This window comes from Sulfitobacter sp. R18_1, assembly GCF_017743915.1.
Lineage (GTDB): Bacteria > Pseudomonadota > Alphaproteobacteria > Rhodobacterales > Rhodobacteraceae > Sulfitobacter > Sulfitobacter faviae.
In genome coordinates this window covers 251,364-269,739 of record NZ_JAGHRG010000001.1, presented here as the reverse complement: position 1 = coordinate 269,739, position 18,376 = coordinate 251,364, and the positions used below count along the sequence as shown (strand labels likewise).

At 50.5% G+C, this 18,376-nt stretch carries 33 protein-coding genes and 1 tRNA gene; 17 read left to right on the top strand and 17 right to left on the bottom strand.

Annotated elements, in window-relative coordinates; translation table 11 throughout:
- Window positions 1–35: 35 nt before the first annotated feature.
- From J7392_RS01910 to J7392_RS01895, 4 genes are all read right to left on the bottom strand, one after another.
- Entirely contained in the window at window positions 36–1,775 is a 1,740-nt protein-coding gene (locus tag J7392_RS01910) for a flotillin domain-containing protein (protein WP_209215900.1), read from the bottom strand.
- Between the two features lie 26 nt (window positions 1,776–1,801).
- Window positions 1,802–2,512, bottom strand: coding sequence for an OB-fold-containig protein (locus J7392_RS01905; protein WP_209215899.1), 711 nt, complete (start codon window positions 2,510–2,512; stop codon window positions 1,802–1,804).
- Window positions 2,513–2,565: 53 nt separating this feature from the next.
- Entirely contained in the window at window positions 2,566–3,375 is an 810-nt protein-coding gene (locus J7392_RS01900; protein WP_209215898.1) for a hypothetical protein, read from the bottom strand.
- A gap of 50 nt (window positions 3,376–3,425) precedes the next feature.
- A tRNA-Ser gene (locus J7392_RS01895) sits at window positions 3,426–3,516 on the bottom strand.
- A gap of 403 nt (window positions 3,517–3,919) precedes the next feature.
- Between J7392_RS01895 and J7392_RS01890 the strand changes: the two genes are divergently transcribed.
- Genes J7392_RS01890 through J7392_RS01880 form a run of 3 tightly spaced genes read left to right on the top strand, consistent with a single transcriptional unit; the run spans window position 3,920 to window position 4,987 of the window.
- Entirely contained in the window at window positions 3,920–4,339 is a 420-nt protein-coding gene (locus tag J7392_RS01890) for a hypothetical protein (RefSeq protein ID WP_209215897.1), read from the top strand.
- 19 nt (window positions 4,340–4,358) lie between these two features.
- A complete protein-coding gene (locus tag J7392_RS01885; protein WP_209215896.1) occupies window positions 4,359–4,619 on the top strand; it encodes a hypothetical protein in 261 nt (86 codons plus the stop codon).
- Window positions 4,620–4,642: 23 nt separating this feature from the next.
- Window positions 4,643–4,987, top strand: a complete 345-nt coding sequence (locus J7392_RS01880; protein WP_209215895.1) for a hypothetical protein — start codon at window positions 4,643–4,645, stop codon at window positions 4,985–4,987.
- A 6-nt stretch (window positions 4,988–4,993) separates the two neighbouring features.
- Here J7392_RS01880 and J7392_RS01875 read toward each other — a convergent pair whose 3' ends face one another.
- The 8 genes from J7392_RS01875 to J7392_RS01840 form a co-directional block, all read right to left on the bottom strand.
- On the bottom strand, window positions 4,994–5,812 hold the full coding sequence (locus J7392_RS01875; protein WP_209215894.1) for a hypothetical protein: 819 nt from the start codon (window positions 5,810–5,812) through the stop codon (window positions 4,994–4,996).
- Window positions 5,813–5,881: 69 nt separating this feature from the next.
- A complete protein-coding gene (locus J7392_RS01870; RefSeq protein ID WP_209215893.1) occupies window positions 5,882–6,646 on the bottom strand; it encodes a hypothetical protein in 765 nt (254 codons plus the stop codon).
- Window positions 6,647–6,656: 10 nt separating this feature from the next.
- Complete coding sequence (locus J7392_RS01865; protein ID WP_209215892.1) at window positions 6,657–7,205, bottom strand: hypothetical protein; 549 nt, start codon at window positions 7,203–7,205, stop codon at window positions 6,657–6,659.
- Between the two features lie 263 nt (window positions 7,206–7,468).
- Window positions 7,469–7,726 carry a hypothetical protein gene (locus J7392_RS01860; protein WP_209215891.1) on the bottom strand — a complete coding sequence of 86 codons (258 nt, stop codon included), beginning with the start codon at window positions 7,724–7,726 and terminating at the stop codon, window positions 7,469–7,471.
- A 71-nt stretch (window positions 7,727–7,797) separates the two neighbouring features.
- Window positions 7,798–8,958 (bottom strand): hypothetical protein, encoded by a 1,161-nt coding sequence (locus tag J7392_RS01855; RefSeq protein ID WP_209215890.1) that lies wholly within the window; start codon window positions 8,956–8,958, stop codon window positions 7,798–7,800.
- Between the two features lie 225 nt (window positions 8,959–9,183).
- Window positions 9,184–9,663, bottom strand: coding sequence for a hypothetical protein (locus J7392_RS01850; protein WP_209215889.1), 480 nt, complete (start codon window positions 9,661–9,663; stop codon window positions 9,184–9,186).
- 12 nt (window positions 9,664–9,675) lie between these two features.
- The gene (locus J7392_RS01845) at window positions 9,676–9,930 is read right to left on the bottom strand and encodes a hypothetical protein (protein ID WP_209215888.1); all 255 of its coding nucleotides are present in this window, start codon (window positions 9,928–9,930) and stop codon (window positions 9,676–9,678) included.
- A 10-nt stretch (window positions 9,931–9,940) separates the two neighbouring features.
- The gene (locus tag J7392_RS01840; protein WP_209215887.1) at window positions 9,941–10,204 is read right to left on the bottom strand and encodes a hypothetical protein; all 264 of its coding nucleotides are present in this window, start codon (window positions 10,202–10,204) and stop codon (window positions 9,941–9,943) included.
- 164 nt (window positions 10,205–10,368) lie between these two features.
- On the opposite strand from J7392_RS01840, the gene J7392_RS01835 reads away from it, so the two are divergent.
- On the top strand, window positions 10,369–10,650 hold the full coding sequence (locus J7392_RS01835) for a hypothetical protein (protein ID WP_209215886.1): 282 nt from the start codon (window positions 10,369–10,371) through the stop codon (window positions 10,648–10,650).
- A gap of 16 nt (window positions 10,651–10,666) precedes the next feature.
- Window positions 10,667–10,912, top strand: coding sequence for a hypothetical protein (locus J7392_RS01830; RefSeq protein ID WP_209215885.1), 246 nt, complete (start codon window positions 10,667–10,669; stop codon window positions 10,910–10,912).
- 78 nt (window positions 10,913–10,990) lie between these two features.
- Here the strand turns inward: J7392_RS01830 and J7392_RS01825 are convergent, their stop codons facing one another.
- From J7392_RS01825 to J7392_RS01810, 4 genes are all read right to left on the bottom strand, one after another.
- Window positions 10,991–11,407 carry a DUF3010 family protein gene (locus J7392_RS01825; protein WP_209215884.1) on the bottom strand — a complete coding sequence of 139 codons (417 nt, stop codon included), beginning with the start codon at window positions 11,405–11,407 and terminating at the stop codon, window positions 10,991–10,993.
- Between the two features lie 53 nt (window positions 11,408–11,460).
- The gene (locus J7392_RS01820) at window positions 11,461–11,853 is read right to left on the bottom strand and encodes a hypothetical protein (RefSeq protein WP_209215883.1); all 393 of its coding nucleotides are present in this window, start codon (window positions 11,851–11,853) and stop codon (window positions 11,461–11,463) included.
- A gap of 67 nt (window positions 11,854–11,920) precedes the next feature.
- Window positions 11,921–12,256, bottom strand: a complete 336-nt coding sequence (locus J7392_RS01815) for a hypothetical protein (protein WP_209215882.1) — start codon at window positions 12,254–12,256, stop codon at window positions 11,921–11,923.
- Window positions 12,253–12,483 carry a hypothetical protein gene (locus tag J7392_RS01810; RefSeq protein WP_209215881.1) on the bottom strand — a complete coding sequence of 77 codons (231 nt, stop codon included), beginning with the start codon at window positions 12,481–12,483 and terminating at the stop codon, window positions 12,253–12,255. The genes J7392_RS01815 and J7392_RS01810 overlap by 4 nt, the downstream gene beginning before the upstream one ends.
- Before the next feature lie 170 nt (window positions 12,484–12,653).
- Here J7392_RS01810 and J7392_RS01805 point away from each other — a divergent pair, with 170 nt between their 5' ends.
- Together J7392_RS01805 and J7392_RS01800 are read left to right on the top strand one after the other, a co-directional pair.
- Window positions 12,654–13,325, top strand: a complete 672-nt coding sequence (locus J7392_RS01805) for a hypothetical protein (protein ID WP_209215880.1) — start codon at window positions 12,654–12,656, stop codon at window positions 13,323–13,325.
- An 8-nt stretch (window positions 13,326–13,333) separates the two neighbouring features.
- Window positions 13,334–13,843 carry a hypothetical protein gene (locus J7392_RS01800; protein ID WP_209215879.1) on the top strand — a complete coding sequence of 170 codons (510 nt, stop codon included), beginning with the start codon at window positions 13,334–13,336 and terminating at the stop codon, window positions 13,841–13,843.
- Between the two features lie 6 nt (window positions 13,844–13,849).
- Here the strand turns inward: J7392_RS01800 and J7392_RS01795 are convergent, their stop codons facing one another.
- Window positions 13,850–14,410: a hypothetical protein gene (locus J7392_RS01795; protein WP_209215878.1), complete on the bottom strand. Its 561-nt coding sequence runs from the start codon at window positions 14,408–14,410 to the stop codon at window positions 13,850–13,852.
- 186 nt (window positions 14,411–14,596) lie between these two features.
- Here J7392_RS01795 and J7392_RS01790 point away from each other — a divergent pair, with 186 nt between their 5' ends.
- The 10 genes from J7392_RS01790 to J7392_RS01745 all read left to right on the top strand — a co-directional run bounded on the left by J7392_RS01790 (window position 14,597) and on the right by J7392_RS01745 (window position 18,373).
- Entirely contained in the window at window positions 14,597–15,004 is a 408-nt protein-coding gene (locus J7392_RS01790; protein ID WP_209215877.1) for a hypothetical protein, read from the top strand.
- Window positions 15,004–15,444 carry a hypothetical protein gene (locus tag J7392_RS01785; protein WP_209215876.1) on the top strand — a complete coding sequence of 147 codons (441 nt, stop codon included), beginning with the start codon at window positions 15,004–15,006 and terminating at the stop codon, window positions 15,442–15,444. Before J7392_RS01790 ends, J7392_RS01785 begins: the two co-directional genes overlap by 1 nt.
- On the top strand, window positions 15,441–15,662 hold the full coding sequence (locus tag J7392_RS01780) for a hypothetical protein (RefSeq protein ID WP_209215875.1): 222 nt from the start codon (window positions 15,441–15,443) through the stop codon (window positions 15,660–15,662). Before J7392_RS01785 ends, J7392_RS01780 begins: the two co-directional genes overlap by 4 nt.
- 708 nt (window positions 15,663–16,370) lie before the next feature.
- Window positions 16,371–16,553: a hypothetical protein gene (locus J7392_RS01775; protein ID WP_209215874.1), complete on the top strand. Its 183-nt coding sequence runs from the start codon at window positions 16,371–16,373 to the stop codon at window positions 16,551–16,553.
- A 6-nt stretch (window positions 16,554–16,559) separates the two neighbouring features.
- Complete coding sequence (locus J7392_RS01770) at window positions 16,560–16,808, top strand: hypothetical protein (RefSeq protein WP_209215873.1); 249 nt, start codon at window positions 16,560–16,562, stop codon at window positions 16,806–16,808.
- A gap of 12 nt (window positions 16,809–16,820) precedes the next feature.
- Complete coding sequence (locus J7392_RS01765; RefSeq protein ID WP_209215872.1) at window positions 16,821–17,063, top strand: hypothetical protein; 243 nt, start codon at window positions 16,821–16,823, stop codon at window positions 17,061–17,063.
- Window positions 17,064–17,088: 25 nt separating this feature from the next.
- Window positions 17,089–17,307 (top strand): hypothetical protein, encoded by a 219-nt coding sequence (locus tag J7392_RS01760; protein ID WP_209215871.1) that lies wholly within the window; start codon window positions 17,089–17,091, stop codon window positions 17,305–17,307.
- Between the two features lie 111 nt (window positions 17,308–17,418).
- Complete coding sequence (locus J7392_RS01755; RefSeq protein WP_209215870.1) at window positions 17,419–17,757, top strand: DUF4031 domain-containing protein; 339 nt, start codon at window positions 17,419–17,421, stop codon at window positions 17,755–17,757.
- Window positions 17,758–17,768: 11 nt separating this feature from the next.
- The gene (locus J7392_RS01750; protein ID WP_209215869.1) at window positions 17,769–17,981 is read left to right on the top strand and encodes a hypothetical protein; all 213 of its coding nucleotides are present in this window, start codon (window positions 17,769–17,771) and stop codon (window positions 17,979–17,981) included.
- Window positions 17,978–18,373: a hypothetical protein gene (locus J7392_RS01745; protein WP_209215868.1), complete on the top strand. Its 396-nt coding sequence runs from the start codon at window positions 17,978–17,980 to the stop codon at window positions 18,371–18,373. The genes J7392_RS01750 and J7392_RS01745 overlap by 4 nt, the downstream gene beginning before the upstream one ends.
- Window positions 18,374–18,376 lie beyond the last annotated feature (3 nt).

The following is an 18,376-nucleotide window of genomic DNA, read 5'->3' as shown; positions in this document are numbered from 1 at the left end:
CTCGGGCGGCTTAATATTTTTATTGGGTAAGAAGCTTACTTCTTGTCGGCCCAAGGGTCTTTCTTGGTGGCCGTGGACTTCGGCGTGTCCGCCTTAGTCGCAGCCGACTTTGCCTTACCGTTGGCTTTAGAGGTGCTCTTAGGTGCCTCAGGTGCCTTGTCGGTCTTCAGAGGCTCAGAGGTGGCCGCAGAGCCTTCCTCGACAGTTGCCTCAGTCACCACGGCCGGAGCAGGCTTCTCGACGTCCATCAGATCGCTCACCATGTCTGCCATCGGCTGATCCATGTTGATGCCGACCTGTTGACCAATGCTTTTCAGCATAGGCATCTGGAGGGCCATGTTGCGCATCTCATCGAAGGCTTGGTTCACAACACCACCGCCGCCATTGGAGGAGCCGCCTGTACCGGTGGAGACACCACCGCCATAGCCGCCCATACCGTCCAGCTTGTGGATCGAGATGTTACCGATTTTCTCAGCAGGCTTGACCATCTCGGAGATGATACCAGGCATTGCATCGATACGCTGCGTGGCCAGACGGAAGTCGATGATTTCCGCAGAGAGGGTGTTCTCAGCAGCGATCAGCTCACGTGTACCTTCAGCGTCAGCCAGCTTGGCTGTCTTCTCAGCTTCCGCACGGATGGTGATCTCAGCAGCAGTAGCTTCAGCCAGTTCACGCATTGCAGCAGCACGGTCAGCGGCAGCTTCTTTCTCAACCTGAGCAGAGACACGGATGCTAGTAGCATTCTTCTGAGCTTCTTCTTCAGCTTGGATGAGTACGATCTTCCGGTTACGCTCGGCTTCTGCGACTTCGCGTTCGGTAATCACGCTCTCTTCAGCCTTGACCGCTTCTGCACGTGCTTCGTCAGCTTCAGATTTGGCACGGCTCTCATCACGCGATTTTTGCTGGATTGCAATTTCGCGGTTGATGCGAGCTTCTTCGGCCGCCTGTTGTTCTTCTTCTTTCCGGTTGGCACGGTCGATCTCTTCTTGGGTGCGCAGGGCTTGAAGTTTTACAGCCTGCTCAACGCGGGCTTCTTCCTGTTCTTGTTCGAGTTGGTAGGTTTGCATTGCTGCTTGCTGCTTCGACTTAGCCACAGAAACTTCTGTTTCAGCCTCAATTTCAGCACGCTTTTTCTTCGAGTCAGCGATGCGGCCAGCTTGCTTTTCCAGACCGGCGGCATTGAAAACGTTGTTTTCGTCCATGCCTTCCATAGGCGTTTGGTCAAGCATGGTAAGCGCGGCAGTTTCCAGTTCAAGACCGTTCTTGGTCAGCTCTTCGCTTACGGCCAGCTGCACTTGCTGAACGAAGTCGGAACGTTTCTCGTGGAGATCATCGAGATCCATTTGGGCGGCAACAGAGCGCAGACCGTCGACCAGTTTACCTTCGATCATGTCACGAAGAACATTCACGTCGCCCGTACGGTTGCCAAGGGTTTGAGCTGCCCGGCCGATACCGTCTTCATTGCTCTGAACGGTTACATAGAACTCGACACCGACATCTACTCGTTGACGGTCAAGAGTAATGAGTGCCGAAGTGCCCTTGCGCTGTACTTCGAGGCGCGTTGTGCGCATGTTGATCTTAGTGATCTCGTGCAGGCCCGGCAGAACCAAGATGCCACCATCAACGACAACCTTGCGGCCACCAGCACCCGTACGAACCAGGCTCGTTTCACGCGTCGAGCGGTGATAGAGGCGAGTGAATGTGAATCCGGCGACGAGCAGTGCAAGGAGCACCAGCACGGCGGGAATGCCGAAAGTGAGAACGTAATTAACCATTAAAATATTCCTTTGTGTGTATGTGGTTAAGCGGGAACCAGACGGTAAACCATCTTGGGTTCATTTTTATCTCGAACGCGCACGATCAGAACGTCGCTGCCTTCGGGAATTTCGTCATCGGACAGGGGCTCTACCATCAGGTAGTGCAGGTTGCCGTGTTGATCTGTGACCCGGACTTGAGCGGGATTGCCTCGGCGGGCTGTGCCAACAGTAATGACACCTTTGCGGCGACCAAAGCTGCGCTCTGATACCGCTGTGGTTTCCATTTGTGGGATCCAGTTACCAATGGTTTCGGCAAACAGACGGGTCATAAACAGGGCAGGGGTCGTGACAATGGCCATCGCGATTTCGGATGGAAGAACAAAGCCGACAAATCCATCAATGAAAGATTGCAGCGCAATACCGAGACCCGCAAAGAATGCAGAGAACAGGGCCAGCCAGACTGTCAGGGGAAGCTTCCGCATCCCAAGGATATCAAGAATGCCACCCGAAGAGGAACCGCTCATTTCAGGCGATTCATTGACGATCTCAACACCATCAGGGATGTCGACTTCAAGATCAGGCATGTCGCCCATCGAAGCATCCATAGAGGCATCCATATCAAGGCCAGCATCAGCATCACCGATCTGAGTGGTGATACCCATGAGCATGAATAGGACTTCCAGAAGGACAAATCCGATAACTAGTGTACCAGCAAAGGTAAACGGCCCCATGCCATCTTGTAAGAAAAAATCCATTTCATCCCCTGAAATATAGAGGCGCCTCAATGTCGGAGGCGCGAGTGGTTAACTTAAATCCAGCCCCGTTTAGGGCCTTCAGTTTCAATAATTTTCATGACCTCTTCGACGCGGGAGAGTGAGAAGTTATCATCGGCATCCCGAAGGCTTCCCTCCATGTCGATCCAGGTGAAGCCATCTCCGACCTGAGCGTTGATTGCATCAAGTTGAGTGACGAGGTTTTCTGGTCCGAGACCTCCTGCGTACCCCGTGAACATGCCGGAAATAGGCTTCGACCAAGCTTCAGGGGACTTTCCTTTGCCGCCTGAGGCATCAATTAGGATGTGGTGATCCTTGCGGGTATGGTTGCCACCAATCATTGACTGGGTAGCCTTCCATGCATCAGCATTGTTATCGTTGTGTTGAGTAATGATTTCGCCATCCATGCTCTCACGCCAGGCTTCAATGACGTCTGCGATGAATTCTTCGGTGAAGCCCTCACGCTTTGCATTAAAGTTGGCTTGTGCGCGGCGAAACATGTAGTTGAAATGGCGTTCATCAAGGCCGTGGTTTGTGACCCACTCCCCGTTCTCGACTTCATCTCTCATCGAGGACATAAAGTTTCGCATGGTTTTACCACACAGATGAGCTGAGAGCCGGAACATCTCTTGGGCGACAAAATATCCAGCTTCCTCTTGCAACACTTGGAATGATTTTTGCAGGCCTTCAATCCAATCTTTAGACGGATATCGCGGGCTTCCAGATGCCTTTTCTGATAGAAGGATGCCCCATTCGATCATAGGAAAGCGCTTGGAGAGAGTGATCATCTCAGCAATATCGGTGTTGTCATCTGCACCGGTGAAGGTGACGGTAGTAATGATCATTTTGATCCTCTTAAACAACTTCACTGCGCTTGGATGCGCTTCCTCGAAAATGGCGGATACTGAGGGATTCGAACCCTCGAGACGGTATTACCGCCTACACGCTTTCCAGGCGTGCGCCTTCGACCACTCGGCCAAGTATCCATGCGTAGACGCCAACTGGCGCCTTGCAAATTACGCTTTCCCTGATTTGCACCAAGGAAAGCCACCGCCCAGATCCTTCTGCTAAGCGCGTCACGCCGTTAAACGTGCCTTGCCTGACGGTGATAATTTAAAGGTCAGACCCTTTGAGAAGGCATCGAGAACTGTGGTAGCCGGATATGCTGGGGTAGCGTCCAGCACGTCCCGAGGGGTCAATTCCCCGAACTCGATACCTTCTCAAAAGATCCGGTTACTTGCAGGTCGTTGCTGATCTGCTTGCTCGGACTTGGTAGCACTTGGTGCTGGGGTGGTCAAGAATAAAAATGAAAGAATGCATTTATACGCAAGCAAAGACATCTTTACTTATGAATAGTGGTCGGTAATAATGACCGAAAGAGGTTATTCTATGTTTGCAGGTATCAGTGGGGGCGCAGCTACTCTGAAGGGGTGGCTCGCTCAACTTTTCTTAGAGGACGATCAAGCGGATCTGGGGTTGTTTACTCTGGAAAATCCGTGTCGAGATCTTGCACCTGTTGGCGAGCAGGAAGGCACCGGTATTCCGAGTGCTGAAGAACGTCATCATATTTTTCACACACACTGCCAAAAGCATGGCCATGACTGGCGTGTGCGCGGCTATGCCAATGGGGCGGGCCCCTTCAACTGGCTACATTGGGAAATTGGCGCCTACCGAGCCTGCTCACATTGCTGGGCTCGCAGGTTCGAACAACTTGAAACCGAAGATCAGCTCGATGTTGTCCTCCGTCTGGAGCGTGAGCGCTGGAAACGCCAATGGGACCAGCATCTGAGCAACAAAGATCACAGCTAAGTCTTGAAAGGACGAAATTATGGCTATCGCATATGACGCAACAATCTGGGTGAAAACTGATCTTCGTGTGGACGGAGGCTATGATGAAGAGGCCGTTGACAAGCTCGTGTACAAATACGGAATCAAAGAAACGAGCACATACGGAGAGTTTCTCGAAGTTCTCGTCAACTTGGATGACGGCGAGTCCTTCCGTGATGCCGCAAGCAGCGTCGAACTGATGTTTGCTCCACTCGTAGCTGAGCAGAAGGCTCAAGAGGCGCCAGGTTCAGTTAACCCATAAACAGGCCCCTGAGGTAACCAGATTTGTCAGAACACCAAAAATATGATCGGCAAGCTGCCACGGCCGAAACGGCTGAAGCCTATCTCGGCCTAATTGAAGCCCAGCGCGATGACCCGCTTGCCGATGATCAGCGGCTTTCGCTAGAGAACCTTGCCTGGATTTGTCGCGAGATCATCACCCGGGGCAGGGATCTTCCAATCGACAAGCCGAGCAGGTGGCTGGGCTTTATTCAAGGGTGTCTCGCCTCGCGTGGCCTAATTGATGTCGATGCCGAACGTGATGCGACCCGTCCAAGGTTTTATCGTGCCTACGAAACCGAAGGTATCAGACGCCCCGACACTCATGTGAGAGACACTTCAGAAGGGTAGGTAGGCCTACATCCCGCCTCGAGGTGTGCTCTGGTCGAAATCATCCTCAATCTCTTGGGCGCTCTCTTCGAAAAGCTGCCGTAAGCTTTCCATCACACGGCGTTGCCTTAGGGTATCGTAGCACCTGCTTGTGCCGTAGCCCAAAGGACGCTCCACATCGATCTCTTTGAGGATATCCAGCTGCTCTTTGTGGATATCAAAAAGCAAGGCATCGGTTTGCAACCAAAGACCGTCAATGCGCTCTAACGTGCCAGCTGCGCGAACCGCATCTTTGCAGGCGTCTGTCTTAATATCTAGGGACACTTCAAAATAGATGTTCTCATTGACGTCCTCGTAGAAGGAGCAATGGGCAGGATGGCCTTCCAGATCGAAGAAGAAGACCCCTGAGTTCACGGTGCGGAGGCCTAGATGCTCGTTTGTGTAGTCGACCTCTAGATCGACCAGTCCGCGTCTCACTGCCGTATTGACGGCAGCCACCATTACAAGGTTCCACTCATCCGGCGCGGATGGGGTGATGCGCTCTGGGTGAGTAGGCTGAATGTCATCTCCGTACAGCGGGGTGATTGCCTTGTGGAGGTCGAAGATGTTGAGGTTAGTCTCAGTCTTTGAGAGTACCAAAAATTGGCCTCGGAAGTCATCTTCAACAAACAAGGCAAGCTTTGACGAGCCATCGCTGAGCGCACGCCTTAGATCTTCATGGGTCTCAAACCCTAGGCCGCAGGCGATGGCTTCATTGAGCGCTCCTTGTTCAGCGCCAGGAAGGAGGTTGCGGAAGGACTCGCGAAGCTCTTTAAGTACGGATGGCCGTAAACGGACAGATGGCATTAATTAAACCTCTAGCTTCCCTGTTTTGTATTTCAAAATTGACCTCGATGCCACCCGGTGAACAGGTTTCTAGAGGGAAAGTGTGGCGGGCATGTAATCAAGCACCCCTGAGATCTCCAAGAACTTGTTTGGAGACAGATCGTCGGTGAAGAGGGTATCTGTCATCCGGCGGCCGTAGTCTTCGACATGTTCTTCCATCAGAGCACGGGCGTCTTCCATGTCCTCAGGTTCGTGATCGTCACCTCCTACGTCCAGTGATCGGATTCCGTATCCCGAAGAGATGTCGAACAGGTCGTGACCGATCTCTTCCTCCATGACCTCGATATCCTTGGGCGTATTGAAGTTACCATTCTCCATGAACAAGCGGACATGCTGTAGTTCGTGTGTGAGCGTGGTCAGCCAAGCCATCGCTGCGTTGGGGTAGTCCTGCTCATCGTAGGCCGATTCCTGAATGAGATTGGAGACAAACTCCGCATCCCACGAGATAAGAACTCGCTGTTTGTCCGTATAGCAACTGTCATCGCCGAAGGGGTCACAGTCAGCCACTGAGATATTATGAATACCCAGAGCTCTTGGTCCGATATCGAAGACCTCTCCCAAGGTTTTCGGATGGCACAGAACAACTTCGATGGTCGCGGCCTCACCCTCAGGGATGTGATCGTTGATCTTTTTTGGCTGCATCAGCGGATGATCGGCCGCCGCCTGGCACGCGTTTTGAAACCACTCGAACAGTTCACCGGAAAGGTTCGTCGCTGGCAGTTCCAGATCGCTCATAAAGGACGGATCCACCAAGTCTTCGAATTTGTGGAGGGAGATGGAAATCTTCTTTGTCATATTTTTGCCCTCAAGGCGCTGGGCTAGGGGTTTCTGCTCTAGCGACTTTCTGGCGTGCGTATTCTACACGGCCTTTGATTTCTTCAGCACTCAGAAAACCGGTCTTCAGCTCATAGCGCACGGCATCGCAGCCGCCCTGATCATAGAGTTGGAGGACGTACTTATGCGGTAGCACTAGTTCATTACCGAAGATCATTGCTTCTTTAATGACGGATTTCAGAGAGGGTTCGGAGGAGTTCACCCGCATGATTACGCCAGGCCGCTCTTCCCTGAAGCTGGGGGAGTGCAGCACTTGCAGGCCGATGATGGTCGCATACTGCTTTTCGCGCGCCCTGATACTGAGATGTGTAAATTGCGGGAAATAGAACTGGCCATCATCCACGCTCCAGATCAGGTCACCCCGAAGATCATCCTTAACCTTCCCGCCTAGCTCTCGGATCAAGATGTCTGTGTTTCCATTAAACTTGTCGATGTGGATACCCCGAAAGATATTCGCGAGTTTTTCGATGCTATTCGTGGCGGCGCCAATGGGGGAGGGGTGGGATAGATTTTTAGACATGGTTGCCTCAATTATTTTCTAGATGGCATATGCCCAGAAATATGAAAGTTGCCTAGTGCTCGATGAAGCCTCATCACTGTGGCTTGTCTCGAACCGAAAGCTCGTCCCGAATGATAGCGGCCTTGGACTCGGCAATATCGCGGTCAAATCTTTTGGAGATTGCCTGTTTTAGCCATCCAGTTTTTAGTGTCATGTTGGCTTCCCTCATAATTATATTTAATGCTATCTAGAGCGCCGATGCCGTTGTTGCCTAGCAAGACAATCTACGGCATCGGCAAAGTGGTTGTTCCTGAATTCTCATTATTAAGCTTGTCAGCCTTCTTCTGGCATTTCGGGCAGACCTTAAAGTTATCCGGTGCCCAGTCGCTCCAGAAATGCTTTGGATAGGTCCCGCACAGGGCTTCGCTCAAGTTATGAATTTCTTTGCCGTCTGGATTGGGGACCAGATGCACAACGGGCCCTCTATCGCGCCCAACTCCGTTCGCAAGGCGCCCTGGTTTGGTAGCACGTTCAAGTTTCATATCTTCCACCGCTATTTTTGATCTCCAAAATTTCGATTTATACGCAAGTGATTTCGCAAGCTGGGAAAGCGTTAAGCTGCTCTCGGTAGAGTTTTTGTGCTCGGTCTTTCAGAATACCAGTCGAAGACCTTTTCCAAATAATATGGCTTACATAATGGCCTGTCGCTCTTTGAATGAAGAAATTCTAAAAATGACCTAACAACGATAGTGGGCCCTCGTGCGTCCAGTACTTTCGAAAGCATGGGGTCGGCATCTACGCCAAGTTCTGGATTTCTGCTAAATTTAACCCGGTTAGGGAAGGCCTTGGAGACCTCGTCGCGCATTGTTTTGGCCGCTTCCTCAAGTCTATCAATTGCCGTGTTCATGCTGATTACTGGCATGGATTCCTCAGGAAATGCGACTTCGTGTTCAGCAAAGAAGGTGATGGCATCGCAGATTGATAAGATGGCCTCCACCATAGCCTGTGCGGCCGCAAGGGAGGATGTCAGGTCGCGCCAGACCTTGGGATGTTTCCAGAGAACATGCAGAACATCATTACCTTGGACGCCGACTTTCCCAATCGCCGCCGAAATGAGGTTTTTATATTTTTCAGTGGTACCTGGATCTGCTCTCCAGAACCATGGGGAGTTGCGATATGCCCAAGCCTCATACATGAACTCACCAAGAGAGCCATAGCTCCCGAGCATATTGGAGCCGAACTCGCCAATAATCAGCTCTTCCAATTTATAGAATGAGAGGTGCTGATTGCGCTCGAGAAGCTTCAGGCTGCGGTCGAGGCGCTTATGGCTCCACGTTCTCGGATTGCGGTCCCCAAGAAGACTAAACCATTCAGGCATGGAGGCCACTTCGTCGCGTGGCGTTGGGGAGAGCAGTGCAGCAGCTTGTCGAAGACGCTCTTTGTTGGTGTCATAGTGATCTTTGCTGTTTTGTGATGTCTCACGCAGAGCCTCGAGATCGTCGGCAATTTTTCTTGCGCGATCTTTGAGGGGCTTAATGTCTGGTTGAAGGCCATTCGTACGGAAGGTCAGCGCACGCTGCAAGTCGGCCATCAAGTCTACCATTGGTCCCATCTCGATGCGACGGATCGGCAGCGTACGTAGATGACTGAAGAGAGCTTGCTTCTCCACAAGTCCTCGTAGAAAGTGGCTTTCGATACGCTCAAGATCGGGTGCAAGTTCAGGGAATGCAGTGGCGAAATCACGACATTCCCTGGCCAGTGTTAGATGTTTCATCGGCTTTCTCTTTCAGTAATGTCGGAAATCAACTTGTCTTCCTGCGGTTCATTTTCTTGAAGAAGGCATCCACACTATCGGCGCTGTGATCGCCACCGCATTGGCCGCAATAAGTACCACAGGTCGCACATACTACGCTTCCGTCTGCTGCTACCTTGTAGCCCACCTTTTCGATCTCTCTTGGCGTCTCAGGGGGAGATTTAGGCTTCTTCCGCCAGAACACGATCAGTTCTCGGGACCAGCTGGCAGGGGGCGCCACATTTCAGGTTCGATTTCTGAAAGCCATTGCACGGAATGCTGATTGCGGTCGGGGCCAGGCATGCCGTTGATGACCCCATAGATGCGCCATTGCCGCCCATAGAAGGCAGCGCAGACCACGCCTTTGCCATCCCATCCCTGAGCACCGGCATAGACCTCTACGGGCGTGCCATCGGTCGGGGCATCATCCATTGAGCGCCATCCTTGATCTGGGGTGACGCCCAAGAACTTGGCACAGGCCTCAGCAATGTAGTCTTCTGCCGCCTTCATTGCTTCTTCTGCGGTGTCCCACTTATCGTCGGTGAGAGAGGCGCCGTAGCCTGGAACGGACCAGTCGATACTCCACGGCTTGTTCTCACTGTAGCGTTCCACACGGATGTTACCAAACAGCGGAGCCGGTGTTCGGAAGCAAAAATCTTTGTCCAGGCATTCCCAAGTCAATTTCATAAATATGTTCCTTTATGCAGGCAGCCGTGAGGCCATTTCTTTTTGGTGTTTCGCTACGAGCAGATCAATCTTGTCTTCAGCGTCATCAATGGTCGGTCCGTCAATGTTTTCTGCCAGGACCTCGCCATTAAAACTTAGCTTGAATAGGCAGCCATCTGGATTTTGGGCTGTATCGAAGTAGCCCCAAGTCTTGCGATATTTCCCATGAGGAGTGTCGATGTACTCGCCCCAGCTAAGCAGGTCAGCGCGTTGCCAGTTAAGTTGCATGCGAATGTCCTTATTCGGCGTTCAAGCCATTTGCAAAATCTTTGATCTCTTTGAATACATCTTGGCGGCCATCAACCGCGCCCTTTTGGTAGGCCAAATACATCAGGCACGGCACCAGCTGATCGAAATTGATAATGCTGGCGTCTACCTCAACAGGCTTGTTTCCCAAGGGTACGGTAACGATGGAACCATCCACCTTCAGGCCAAGGTCTTCGCAGAGATTTTTCAGCTTGGCTTCGCGTGCAATGCGTTGTGCGGTGGTTTCTGGTTTCATGATATACTCGCTGAATGACTATTGCAGTTGATGACAACATAAAGGATATACTTGATCATTGTAAAGCATAAACATGTTGAAACTGTATTCTTCTTGGTATAATAATTAGCTAAGAATTCATTTATCCATCTCGATAAGAGAGCCGAAGTAAGGGGACTAGGGATTTGCCTGAGAAGATTTGGCCCGCCGCCGTACTGCCTAAGTTGCTGTTGATTTATGGGCAAAAATGGGAGCACGAAGACGCGCAAGTTTACGGCACCCCTGAGGCCCTACGGAGGCTGGGAGAGGCGTGTATCGCGGCGTCCGAGAAGCCCGAAGGACAGACCGTGTCTGTTGAGATGATGGCGACCGATGGTGAGGGGTATACCGTTTCCATTACTCCTAGGCAGGAACACGGTATGAACCGGTTACCTGATCATTATTGCCAAGACAGAGAATTCGATTGAAGAGGATGGGAAGACTATGAAGAAAGAAACAGCAGCCAAAATCTCTTTGGAAGACGGCACTGAAGTGGAGATTTCTGAAGCGGAACTGGACGCCTTCTTCCGGGAAGAAATGACATCTCTCGAAGAGCATGGACAGCGCTTAATGAAAGATCTGCATAGCAATCCGATGTTGCTTGCTATGCTGGGAAATTTTGGGGTGAGCGAAGACGAAATCAAAGACGCGGTAACGAACACTTTCGGCGCGACTGGACCCAAGATGTAGTCTTGACCACTTGAACGTAAAAAAGGCGTGGTGTTTGATCCCACGCCTTTTTCTTTGCCATGATAGGACCCCGGGGTCCTACTGTTTCAGCCCATAGGCCGCGACCAGGAAGGCATTCTTCAGATAGATCGGAAGCTTTTCTGGATAGTCGATGTCAGCTTTCTTACCAAAGCTCGCCAGAGTTGCGGCATGCACAAAGCGCGTATCAGTGCTCTCATTGAGCTGGAGTAGGGTTTCCAGCTTAAAGGTAGGAGGGCCACCTGCCATGCGGCCTTTGCGAGCGCGGGACTTAATCACAAAGCGGTCAATCTGATGTTCAGCCGAGAATGCGCGGATTTCATCCAGGCAAGCGCTTAGCTGCGCGTCATCATTGTCGTCTTTAATCTCGATCCGTGTTTGTTTGATCGGTTTCATGACGGGGGCGCCGTCATCATCCAACTGGCACACTGCAAGCCTGATTTCTTGCGCGGAAATCTCACAACCACATATTTTCAAGGAAGTTCTCCAATATTCAATTTCTAGGTATCGGCTTAGCTAGTGTACTGGTCTTATTCAACAGCTTCAGGAAAGATCACCACAGAAGCATGTTTTGTACCCTCTGTCCAACACGCGCCCTTGGCAGGCTTTCTAATCGGTGTCTCTGGGGTAATGAATCCTTCCTGAACGTGTTTGGGGCCGCACTTCGGGATAGGAAAAGATGTCAGCTTATAGCCCTTATCTTTGAGGCAGCGATCTTTTGCTTCCAGTCGTAGATCTTGAGATAGGATCCCTCCGACTTCAACTTTGCATGTAAAGACATCCTCATCTTTCTGTTCTAGAGTGATGCCTTCCTTGTAAACGTAATTTGGGTTTTCTCGACTTTCCGTGGGGGAGCCATTAAGCCACGCAGCGCCAAATCCAGCAAGGATGATGCCGACTGAGAATAATGCAATATTTTTCATAATAATTCCTAAAAACGATAATTTGAGAAGTTATTATCGGAATACAATTAAGACTGAGTTTAGCAGCTCAGTCATAGGTGTCGTGCGAGATAGCGGCTCTCTTGCCCCGGTTGGTGATCTTGTATTCGTTGCAGTGTGTGGGGCCACAATCAGGGTAGTACGTTCGACTTCCCCAGGCTTTCCCGATTTCGATCAGTCCCATAGGTTCCAGCGGCCGTAAAACGCGCGCCAGAGACTTTTGTGCTTTACTGTTGTCTTTGATCCCGAATTTTTCGCTATAGGCCCCTACAAACTCATCGCCGCCCTCGAATGCAGTGACACCGGGAACCCATCCTTTATCGGAGAGGTATTCGAGGGCCCATTGCTGCCGTGCAGTAAGTTTTTTGTCGAGTAGGACGGTCACAAGGGGTTCTCTTCGAGATATTCCCCAACAGCCTTCTGAACTTCATCTCGGTCCATCCAGACGATCATGCCGACCTTTTCAGTGCCCTTGCTGCTCATGGGTTGCTTAGTCTTGAACGTGATCGTGGTCTCTCCTGGCTTGGCTTTCGCACGATCAAAGCTGGTATCAAGGTTTTCAATCTCGACGTTCTCATCGCCGATGCGGGAAATCAGATCAGAAATTTTCATCGTATATGCTCTCTCTTCTGCAAGAATTTCCGCCCTTTTAGTTCGAACGACAAGATTAGTAAAGCACACTTTGTGATCTAGCATTGATTTCTTGCTGTCTTCGCGCTCTTTTGGGTTCTATTCATACTCAGGAGCTATTTATACTTTTGAAAGCTGAAAGGAGATGCTGTATGGAATTTGCTCATAAAGATAGCTGGGGTCTTATAGGCGCCATGAAAGAGGATGCACGGGGAAGGGCAGAGGTTAAGATATCACCTCTCAACTTGGCTTTCATAGCATACTTGGGAGTCAGAACAGCCACTTCCGCGTTGTCCGGGACGCCCTCAATAGCTGGACTTGCGGCAGGTGCTGCGATAGCCATGTATGTAGGTGCCAACGCTTTTGATGGCTTCATGGAGAGCCGAAACCTTGACCCGGACAAAATACCAAATGATTTTGTGGATGCGATCCGGGAAAAAATGGATCATGATGCTATCGTAACCGAGATAAAGGGTGGACTATGGCTTGTGAATGAGCGTTCTCTGGATGGTTCATATTCACCATCTGTTATGACCCCCGAAGAATACAAAAAATTCAAGAAGGAGTTCAATAAGGGTGAGAACCTTCTTGTTGAAATTGAGGCGGGGTGGAAAGATAAGTTGAAGGTTACCCAGTATGTTGGTGGTAAACTTCACTCAGAGCACGGAAAGGCGGCTACATCCGAATATCGGGTGACGGAAGGTGAGGTTAAGGCGGTTACTGAGGTGTACGCTGAACACGGTAAAGTACGTGCCTTTAACCCTAATTATAATCCGGATGAAAATCCGGACATCGAAAACTCAACTCTACCTACGCCGGGATGATGTAAATCATGACTGATGCTGCGATCAAAATTTCCAATGCTGTTTCTAAATTCCGACAGGTCTATTTGAAGCGCGGCATCAGTCTCTTCGATATCGGCAATGGTCTTTGCGAAAATTTCGCCCATGAGGTTCTTGAAGAAGCTTTTGGCAGCGATTGGGTTCACCAAGAAGGCCGTCATGGATGGCACACCCTCTGTACTGAGCAGCTGTTCGTTAGCGAGGACTGCGGAGAATGGGATTGGGAGCTTTTGAGAGAACATTACGGTATCCAGGCTTCTTGGGTGGATCGCATACATCTGGACAAGATCGCATTCCTTGGTCCTGGGCACGTTTGGATATATTGCGACGGCAAACACTATGACTGCGAGCATCCAGAGGGCGTTGAGAGCTTTTTTCAGTTGGAGTTCTTCAAGCGATGGGAGGCGGGTATCAACGCGGGAGATTTTGGAGACTGTTTTGATGATGAAGATGACTACTATGAGATTAGTAACGAGCCACAGCCATCTCCTGGACCCTGATGCTGCTTAAGAGACCGCGCGCAACTCACATGGTCCCGTAATCCATACTTCACCCTTATGTTCGGCTAGTAGGTTCTCATATTTTCCGTCATCAGAGTATGCGACCTCACGCAGGTCGAGGCCATCAAGGAAACGGTCTACGATCACAGTAATGGCGCGTTTCATGCGATTTTCAGACAGGTACACCTCAAGGGTGCTGATATCCCCCTGCACGTCGTCTAGCAGGGTCTGAATGGACTTCAGAGGCCACCTGACATGCAGGGTGCCCCATTGAAGATCTCTGAGAAAGTTCTCAAACTCTAAAATGAGATCACCGGTGTTATGAGCCCAAGTGATCGTGGCGCCAGCCGCAGGGATGACATGCCGGAGTTCCTTGGCGGTATCCGCGTAGTTTTCTGCCTGTGCCCGATTGGTGCTTGCGAATGTACACTTACCTTTCGAGCGACCTCCGCCAAAACCTCTATTGCGGATCCTCTTTCCGATCAGTGCATCAAGAAATACTGGGTTTGGATAAAAATCCGTTTCCATCCCTTTCCAGAGAACGATGGTATCTGGGGCGCTCGTCATAGCTATCCTTAATGCGTAGATTGGTCGGTAAGTTGAGGAACTTATATACAAGCAATCAAGTAATGGCAATAATAGTTATCTTAAATCGGATTAATATAGGCGCCAATCCATTTATAGTCTTGCTTATGCATATCACTCCTGGTAATAATGTTGACAAAGGTTACTTTAAGTTCGGGGATATTACCAATGGACGACGACTTCATCATGCCTCTTAATCTCGGTGAGCTGGTGGAAAAGGCCAAAGAGGTAGCCTCTGAAGTTAAAGCTCAAAATTCGAAAGCAGACCCTTCTGTCTATTTTGACAACGAGACCTACCCCGGCGATCTTCACACTTGGCGTTGCTGCTATTCGAACCTCGCTATCAGCCCGGTTCCGTCTGGGAAGGGTAAGCCGCTATCGGAATTCATCGAGATGCTTCAGGATGCTATTGGGACGGAGTTCGTTGGCTACAAAGGCGGTGACTATATGATGAACGAAAATACACCAGTATGGGTGGCTGATCGTAATTCTGCGGATAGTGTTGCGATCTTGGATGTTACTCTTGAGGGTGATCAAGTTACGATCACCACCAAAGATTTGGACGAGGAAGAATAATGGAGCGAGTAGGTGAGATTTTGAAGCAGGCGTTGGCCGGTCCCCTAAGCCTCAGTGCAGAGGATGCACGGACGCTGGCAACCTATGTCGAAGACCTCAAGGGAGAGCGTGACACGTTGCGCTCCTGGGATAATCATTTCAGGGCGTTTTGCGGTTTCAAAAGAGATGGCCGACCGAGCCCAGAGTGTCTCGAGGAGTACCTCGAAAAGATGATCCCTGAAGATACCCTAGATGACGCTTTGAAGCTGGACGCAGGGCCGTTCCAGTTGTCTAAATCAGGTAATGGGACCAAAAATTGGTTTAATGCACGGGATGCGTCCTCTGGGGTATCCATTCCAGGGAAGAGTCGTGAGGATGCTAAGGCTCTTGTGACTTCCATTAACCGGGCATGCATCAACTATGCTAAACGTCAGCTACAAAATGTATTGGATAAGAAATGACTTTCACTGAAGCGTTTAAAGCCTGCAATGAAGACCGGATCGTTTACTATAAGAAGGTTCCACATGTGATCACCTACACGACCGCCGGTGGTGCTATCATCCCTCCCGAGGGTATCGCCCATATTCGTGGCTTGAACGAAACAAAGGAGCGCGAGGTTGAAGTCATCAATCTTAGCCTCACTAAGATTAATGGCGCTGAGATGAGCGAAGGCAGCTGAGCAGGGGAAGATGTTATGATGGCTAGTCGCACAGATATTAGTCGGCTGATCGACTATGGCGCACCCAATATCAAAGGGGATGGGGCTGCCATGTTGCGGCGACAGATCCAACAATTCTGTGTCGGTATCCGTGGCCCCAGACAAAACCCTGTCAGCGAGAAGCAGATCGTTGAGTGGTTCCGATCCACTAATCCGGAATTTGTTCGCGAGCAGATCACTCAGGCATGCGCAGAAGAACTTATTCGTTGTTGTCCGAAAAGCCTGAGCAGTTCACGGCGTCATAGGGGTGCCTACGTTTACGAGGCGGTAAGCCCCCAAACCTGAGGTAATTAGGTGGCGCAGAACATTAGGATGCGATTTTGTGGGCATCAGCCCGAAGGAAGTGATCTTTCGGCCGGTTGATTGAACGCCTGAGGGGCGCCATTATCTAACGCCCCTCGGCTACCTCGACATCTTTTATAGTTTCCGGTCATACCACCATTGCGGTGATCCCACCTCTGGGAAGGCCGCCCTATTTCAGTCGATCTGTGACGGCTATTCAAATATAGTTTCTTCTAATTCTTGCGCAATAGTAGGGTGCCTGAAATCTGTATTTGAACACTGAAAAGTTTAATCATTAGGTATCGGCTATTTAGTTTGACATTCCCTGCTGCAACATGTTTAGTTGTCTAAACAATGCTTGACCTCAAGGCAAAAGGATAAGTTTTTATGAAACGCGAAAAGATTGATGAGGTCTTGAACAAGACGCTTCAAAAGCTTCTCGATCAAGGCGCTGATCGTGATACGCTTGAGCTTGCTTGTGCGGGTGCAATGATCAATTTGAAGTCTGACTTCTACCGCAAGAAGCCATTGTTTTCAGAGCGTGGATCCCGATCCGGTAAGGCGGCGTAAGATAGGATGGCACGAGTTAAGAAGCTGAAATGGAAAGTTGTGTCTCGCACCCCGGGAAGGGAAAGCGTCAAGGCTCAAACCCATCTTGGGGAGTTTTGGGCAAGCAATATTAATGGAGCTTTTACGGTGATCCGTCGCCATATCTGGGATAATGACTCGCAGGATGATATTCTGAGTTACCACCTAGACATGCCTACGGCCAAGCAAGCGGCTAACGATCAATTTGCTGCCCTCGTGAAATCCCTAATTTACTAATCCGAGCACGAAATGAAGCTGTACGTTCACATCTCCAAGCCCAACCTGAATGGTCAGGGTGAAGAAGTAATCAGGTATCTAGGACCATTGGATTTGCCTGAAGGTGCCAGTTATGACGACGAGGTTTATGCAGCGAGAGAAAAGTATGGCGCCAAGGCGTATAGCACACTCAAGAAGGATCCGAACGCGCAGCTTCGTGTCTACCTTGGGGCAAGATACGACCGGGGCGCCATTGCGATCCCCCGACGCCCGTAACCATGTAATTTAAGAGGAAATCTATATGTCAGATCAAGAAATCATCCAGAGTATTGTTCAAGAGTGCGATCATTCCTTCGCTGCAAACGACGTGACCGGCTATGCCCGGGTCAAAGAGATGCTGTCCGAACTGAAAGAACAGACGCCCGAGACTGAAAAAGCGCTACGGCTTGCTGAGGCAGGACCCGAACTTTCTTCGGATCGGTTTGCATATCCACACATCAAATCGGCTCTCACCGAATGATCATTAGCTTGCCCACCATTTGATCATTAGAAGTAGTAGACCTTTGCCAGTTAATCATAATTTTAACTGGAACGGCGTATAAGGGTCGAGTGGTAGAGCGGAGGTATCATCATGTCAGTTTACGTGGATTCAATGAAGGCCAACTTTGGCAACATGAAGATGTGCCATATGATGGCTGATACTTCAGAAGAGCTTTTGGCTATGGCTGATCGCATCGGCGTTGCCCGCAAGTGGATCCAGTACCGTGGCACACATCGTGAGCATTTCGACATCGCCATGTCTAAGCGAGCCCTTGCAGTGAAAGCGGGAGCTATCGAGGTGACTATGCGAGATATCGGCATGCTGATGCGCAAGAAGAGCGGCAAGGATTATGACGAAACCTGCATTACCTGTCGACCGGCGCCACCTGAAGCACCTGAGACGCCTGACCTGTTTGCTAATCTAGATTGAGGAATACGACTATGCCTAAGGCAGTTACGATGAAGATCAGCGAAGAGGTTGATACTCTACTGGATGAGGTTTCTGCCGAGGTTGGATGCTCTCGGGAGGATGTCTTGCGCAGGGGCCTTGCTGTTATGAAGGCGTTCTCTCAAGAGCGTAAGCAGGGCAACACGCACATCGGTTTTGTTGCGGACCTCTCCAAGCTCAACAGCGAAGTGGTAGGTGTCCTGTGAGTATTGATCGAGGTCAGGCGCACCAGGATGATCTAGAGAAGATTGCATCCATGCTCGACGGGTTGGCGTGGGATGTGCCCAGCACCGAAGAAGGCATGCCTTCTGTTCAGGAAGCAGCAGAAAAGCTTCGTGAGATTGGTATCTATCTTAATTCCGTTGAGCAGATGCTCGAGGTCGAACGTGTTACCCAAGATCCCGGTGGAGAGGCTGCCGGTCGTGACGAGAAGGATGCTGTCCAGTTTCTGGCCACTATGGTTCGCGCCATCGAAAAGTGGGATGCAGACGAGCGGATCAAGAACCGGGCCGCCCGAGGCAAGGAGTGGCTTTCCCGATACTTCAAACGGAAGCCGCCAAACATCTTGCGGGAAGATCAATCGGCACTTGAGGGCTAAAAA

Excerpts from the sequence above, each read along its gene's own strand:
- J7392_RS01910 (WP_209215900.1), bottom strand. The coding sequence starts at position 1,775 with ATGGTTAATTACGTTCTCACTTTCGGCATTCCCGCCGTGCTGGTGCTC.
- J7392_RS01905 (WP_209215899.1), bottom strand. The coding sequence starts at position 2,512 with ATGGATTTTTTCTTACAAGATGGCATGGGGCCGTTTACCTTTGCTGGT.
- J7392_RS01900 (WP_209215898.1), bottom strand. The coding sequence starts at position 3,375 with ATGATCATTACTACCGTCACCTTCACCGGTGCAGATGACAACACCGAT.
- J7392_RS01890 (WP_209215897.1), top strand. The coding sequence starts at position 3,920 with ATGTTTGCAGGTATCAGTGGGGGCGCAGCTACTCTGAAGGGGTGGCTC.
- J7392_RS01885 (WP_209215896.1), top strand. The coding sequence starts at position 4,359 with ATGGCTATCGCATATGACGCAACAATCTGGGTGAAAACTGATCTTCGT.
- J7392_RS01875 (WP_209215894.1), bottom strand. The coding sequence starts at position 5,812 with ATGCCATCTGTCCGTTTACGGCCATCCGTACTTAAAGAGCTTCGCGAG.
- J7392_RS01870 (WP_209215893.1), bottom strand. The coding sequence starts at position 6,646 with ATGACAAAGAAGATTTCCATCTCCCTCCACAAATTCGAAGACTTGGTG.
- J7392_RS01865 (WP_209215892.1), bottom strand. The coding sequence starts at position 7,205 with ATGTCTAAAAATCTATCCCACCCCTCCCCCATTGGCGCCGCCACGAAT.
- J7392_RS01860 (WP_209215891.1), bottom strand. The coding sequence starts at position 7,726 with ATGAAACTTGAACGTGCTACCAAACCAGGGCGCCTTGCGAACGGAGTT.
- J7392_RS01855 (WP_209215890.1), bottom strand. The coding sequence starts at position 8,958 with ATGAAACATCTAACACTGGCCAGGGAATGTCGTGATTTCGCCACTGCA.
- J7392_RS01850 (WP_209215889.1), bottom strand. The coding sequence starts at position 9,663 with ATGAAATTGACTTGGGAATGCCTGGACAAAGATTTTTGCTTCCGAACA.
- J7392_RS01845 (WP_209215888.1), bottom strand. The coding sequence starts at position 9,930 with ATGCAACTTAACTGGCAACGCGCTGACCTGCTTAGCTGGGGCGAGTAC.
- J7392_RS01840 (WP_209215887.1), bottom strand. The coding sequence starts at position 10,204 with ATGAAACCAGAAACCACCGCACAACGCATTGCACGCGAAGCCAAGCTG.
- J7392_RS01830 (WP_209215885.1), top strand. The coding sequence starts at position 10,667 with ATGAAGAAAGAAACAGCAGCCAAAATCTCTTTGGAAGACGGCACTGAA.
- J7392_RS01820 (WP_209215883.1), bottom strand. The coding sequence starts at position 11,853 with ATGAAAAATATTGCATTATTCTCAGTCGGCATCATCCTTGCTGGATTT.
- J7392_RS01810 (WP_209215881.1), bottom strand. The coding sequence starts at position 12,483 with ATGAAAATTTCTGATCTGATTTCCCGCATCGGCGATGAGAACGTCGAG.
- J7392_RS01805 (WP_209215880.1), top strand. The coding sequence starts at position 12,654 with ATGGAATTTGCTCATAAAGATAGCTGGGGTCTTATAGGCGCCATGAAA.
- J7392_RS01800 (WP_209215879.1), top strand. The coding sequence starts at position 13,334 with ATGACTGATGCTGCGATCAAAATTTCCAATGCTGTTTCTAAATTCCGA.
- J7392_RS01795 (WP_209215878.1), bottom strand. The coding sequence starts at position 14,410 with ATGACGAGCGCCCCAGATACCATCGTTCTCTGGAAAGGGATGGAAACG.
- J7392_RS01790 (WP_209215877.1), top strand. The coding sequence starts at position 14,597 with ATGGACGACGACTTCATCATGCCTCTTAATCTCGGTGAGCTGGTGGAA.
- J7392_RS01785 (WP_209215876.1), top strand. The coding sequence starts at position 15,004 with ATGGAGCGAGTAGGTGAGATTTTGAAGCAGGCGTTGGCCGGTCCCCTA.
- J7392_RS01780 (WP_209215875.1), top strand. The coding sequence starts at position 15,441 with ATGACTTTCACTGAAGCGTTTAAAGCCTGCAATGAAGACCGGATCGTT.
- J7392_RS01775 (WP_209215874.1), top strand. The coding sequence starts at position 16,371 with ATGAAACGCGAAAAGATTGATGAGGTCTTGAACAAGACGCTTCAAAAG.
- J7392_RS01770 (WP_209215873.1), top strand. The coding sequence starts at position 16,560 with ATGGCACGAGTTAAGAAGCTGAAATGGAAAGTTGTGTCTCGCACCCCG.
- J7392_RS01765 (WP_209215872.1), top strand. The coding sequence starts at position 16,821 with ATGAAGCTGTACGTTCACATCTCCAAGCCCAACCTGAATGGTCAGGGT.
- J7392_RS01760 (WP_209215871.1), top strand. The coding sequence starts at position 17,089 with ATGTCAGATCAAGAAATCATCCAGAGTATTGTTCAAGAGTGCGATCAT.
- J7392_RS01755 (WP_209215870.1), top strand. The coding sequence starts at position 17,419 with ATGTCAGTTTACGTGGATTCAATGAAGGCCAACTTTGGCAACATGAAG.
- J7392_RS01750 (WP_209215869.1), top strand. The coding sequence starts at position 17,769 with ATGCCTAAGGCAGTTACGATGAAGATCAGCGAAGAGGTTGATACTCTA.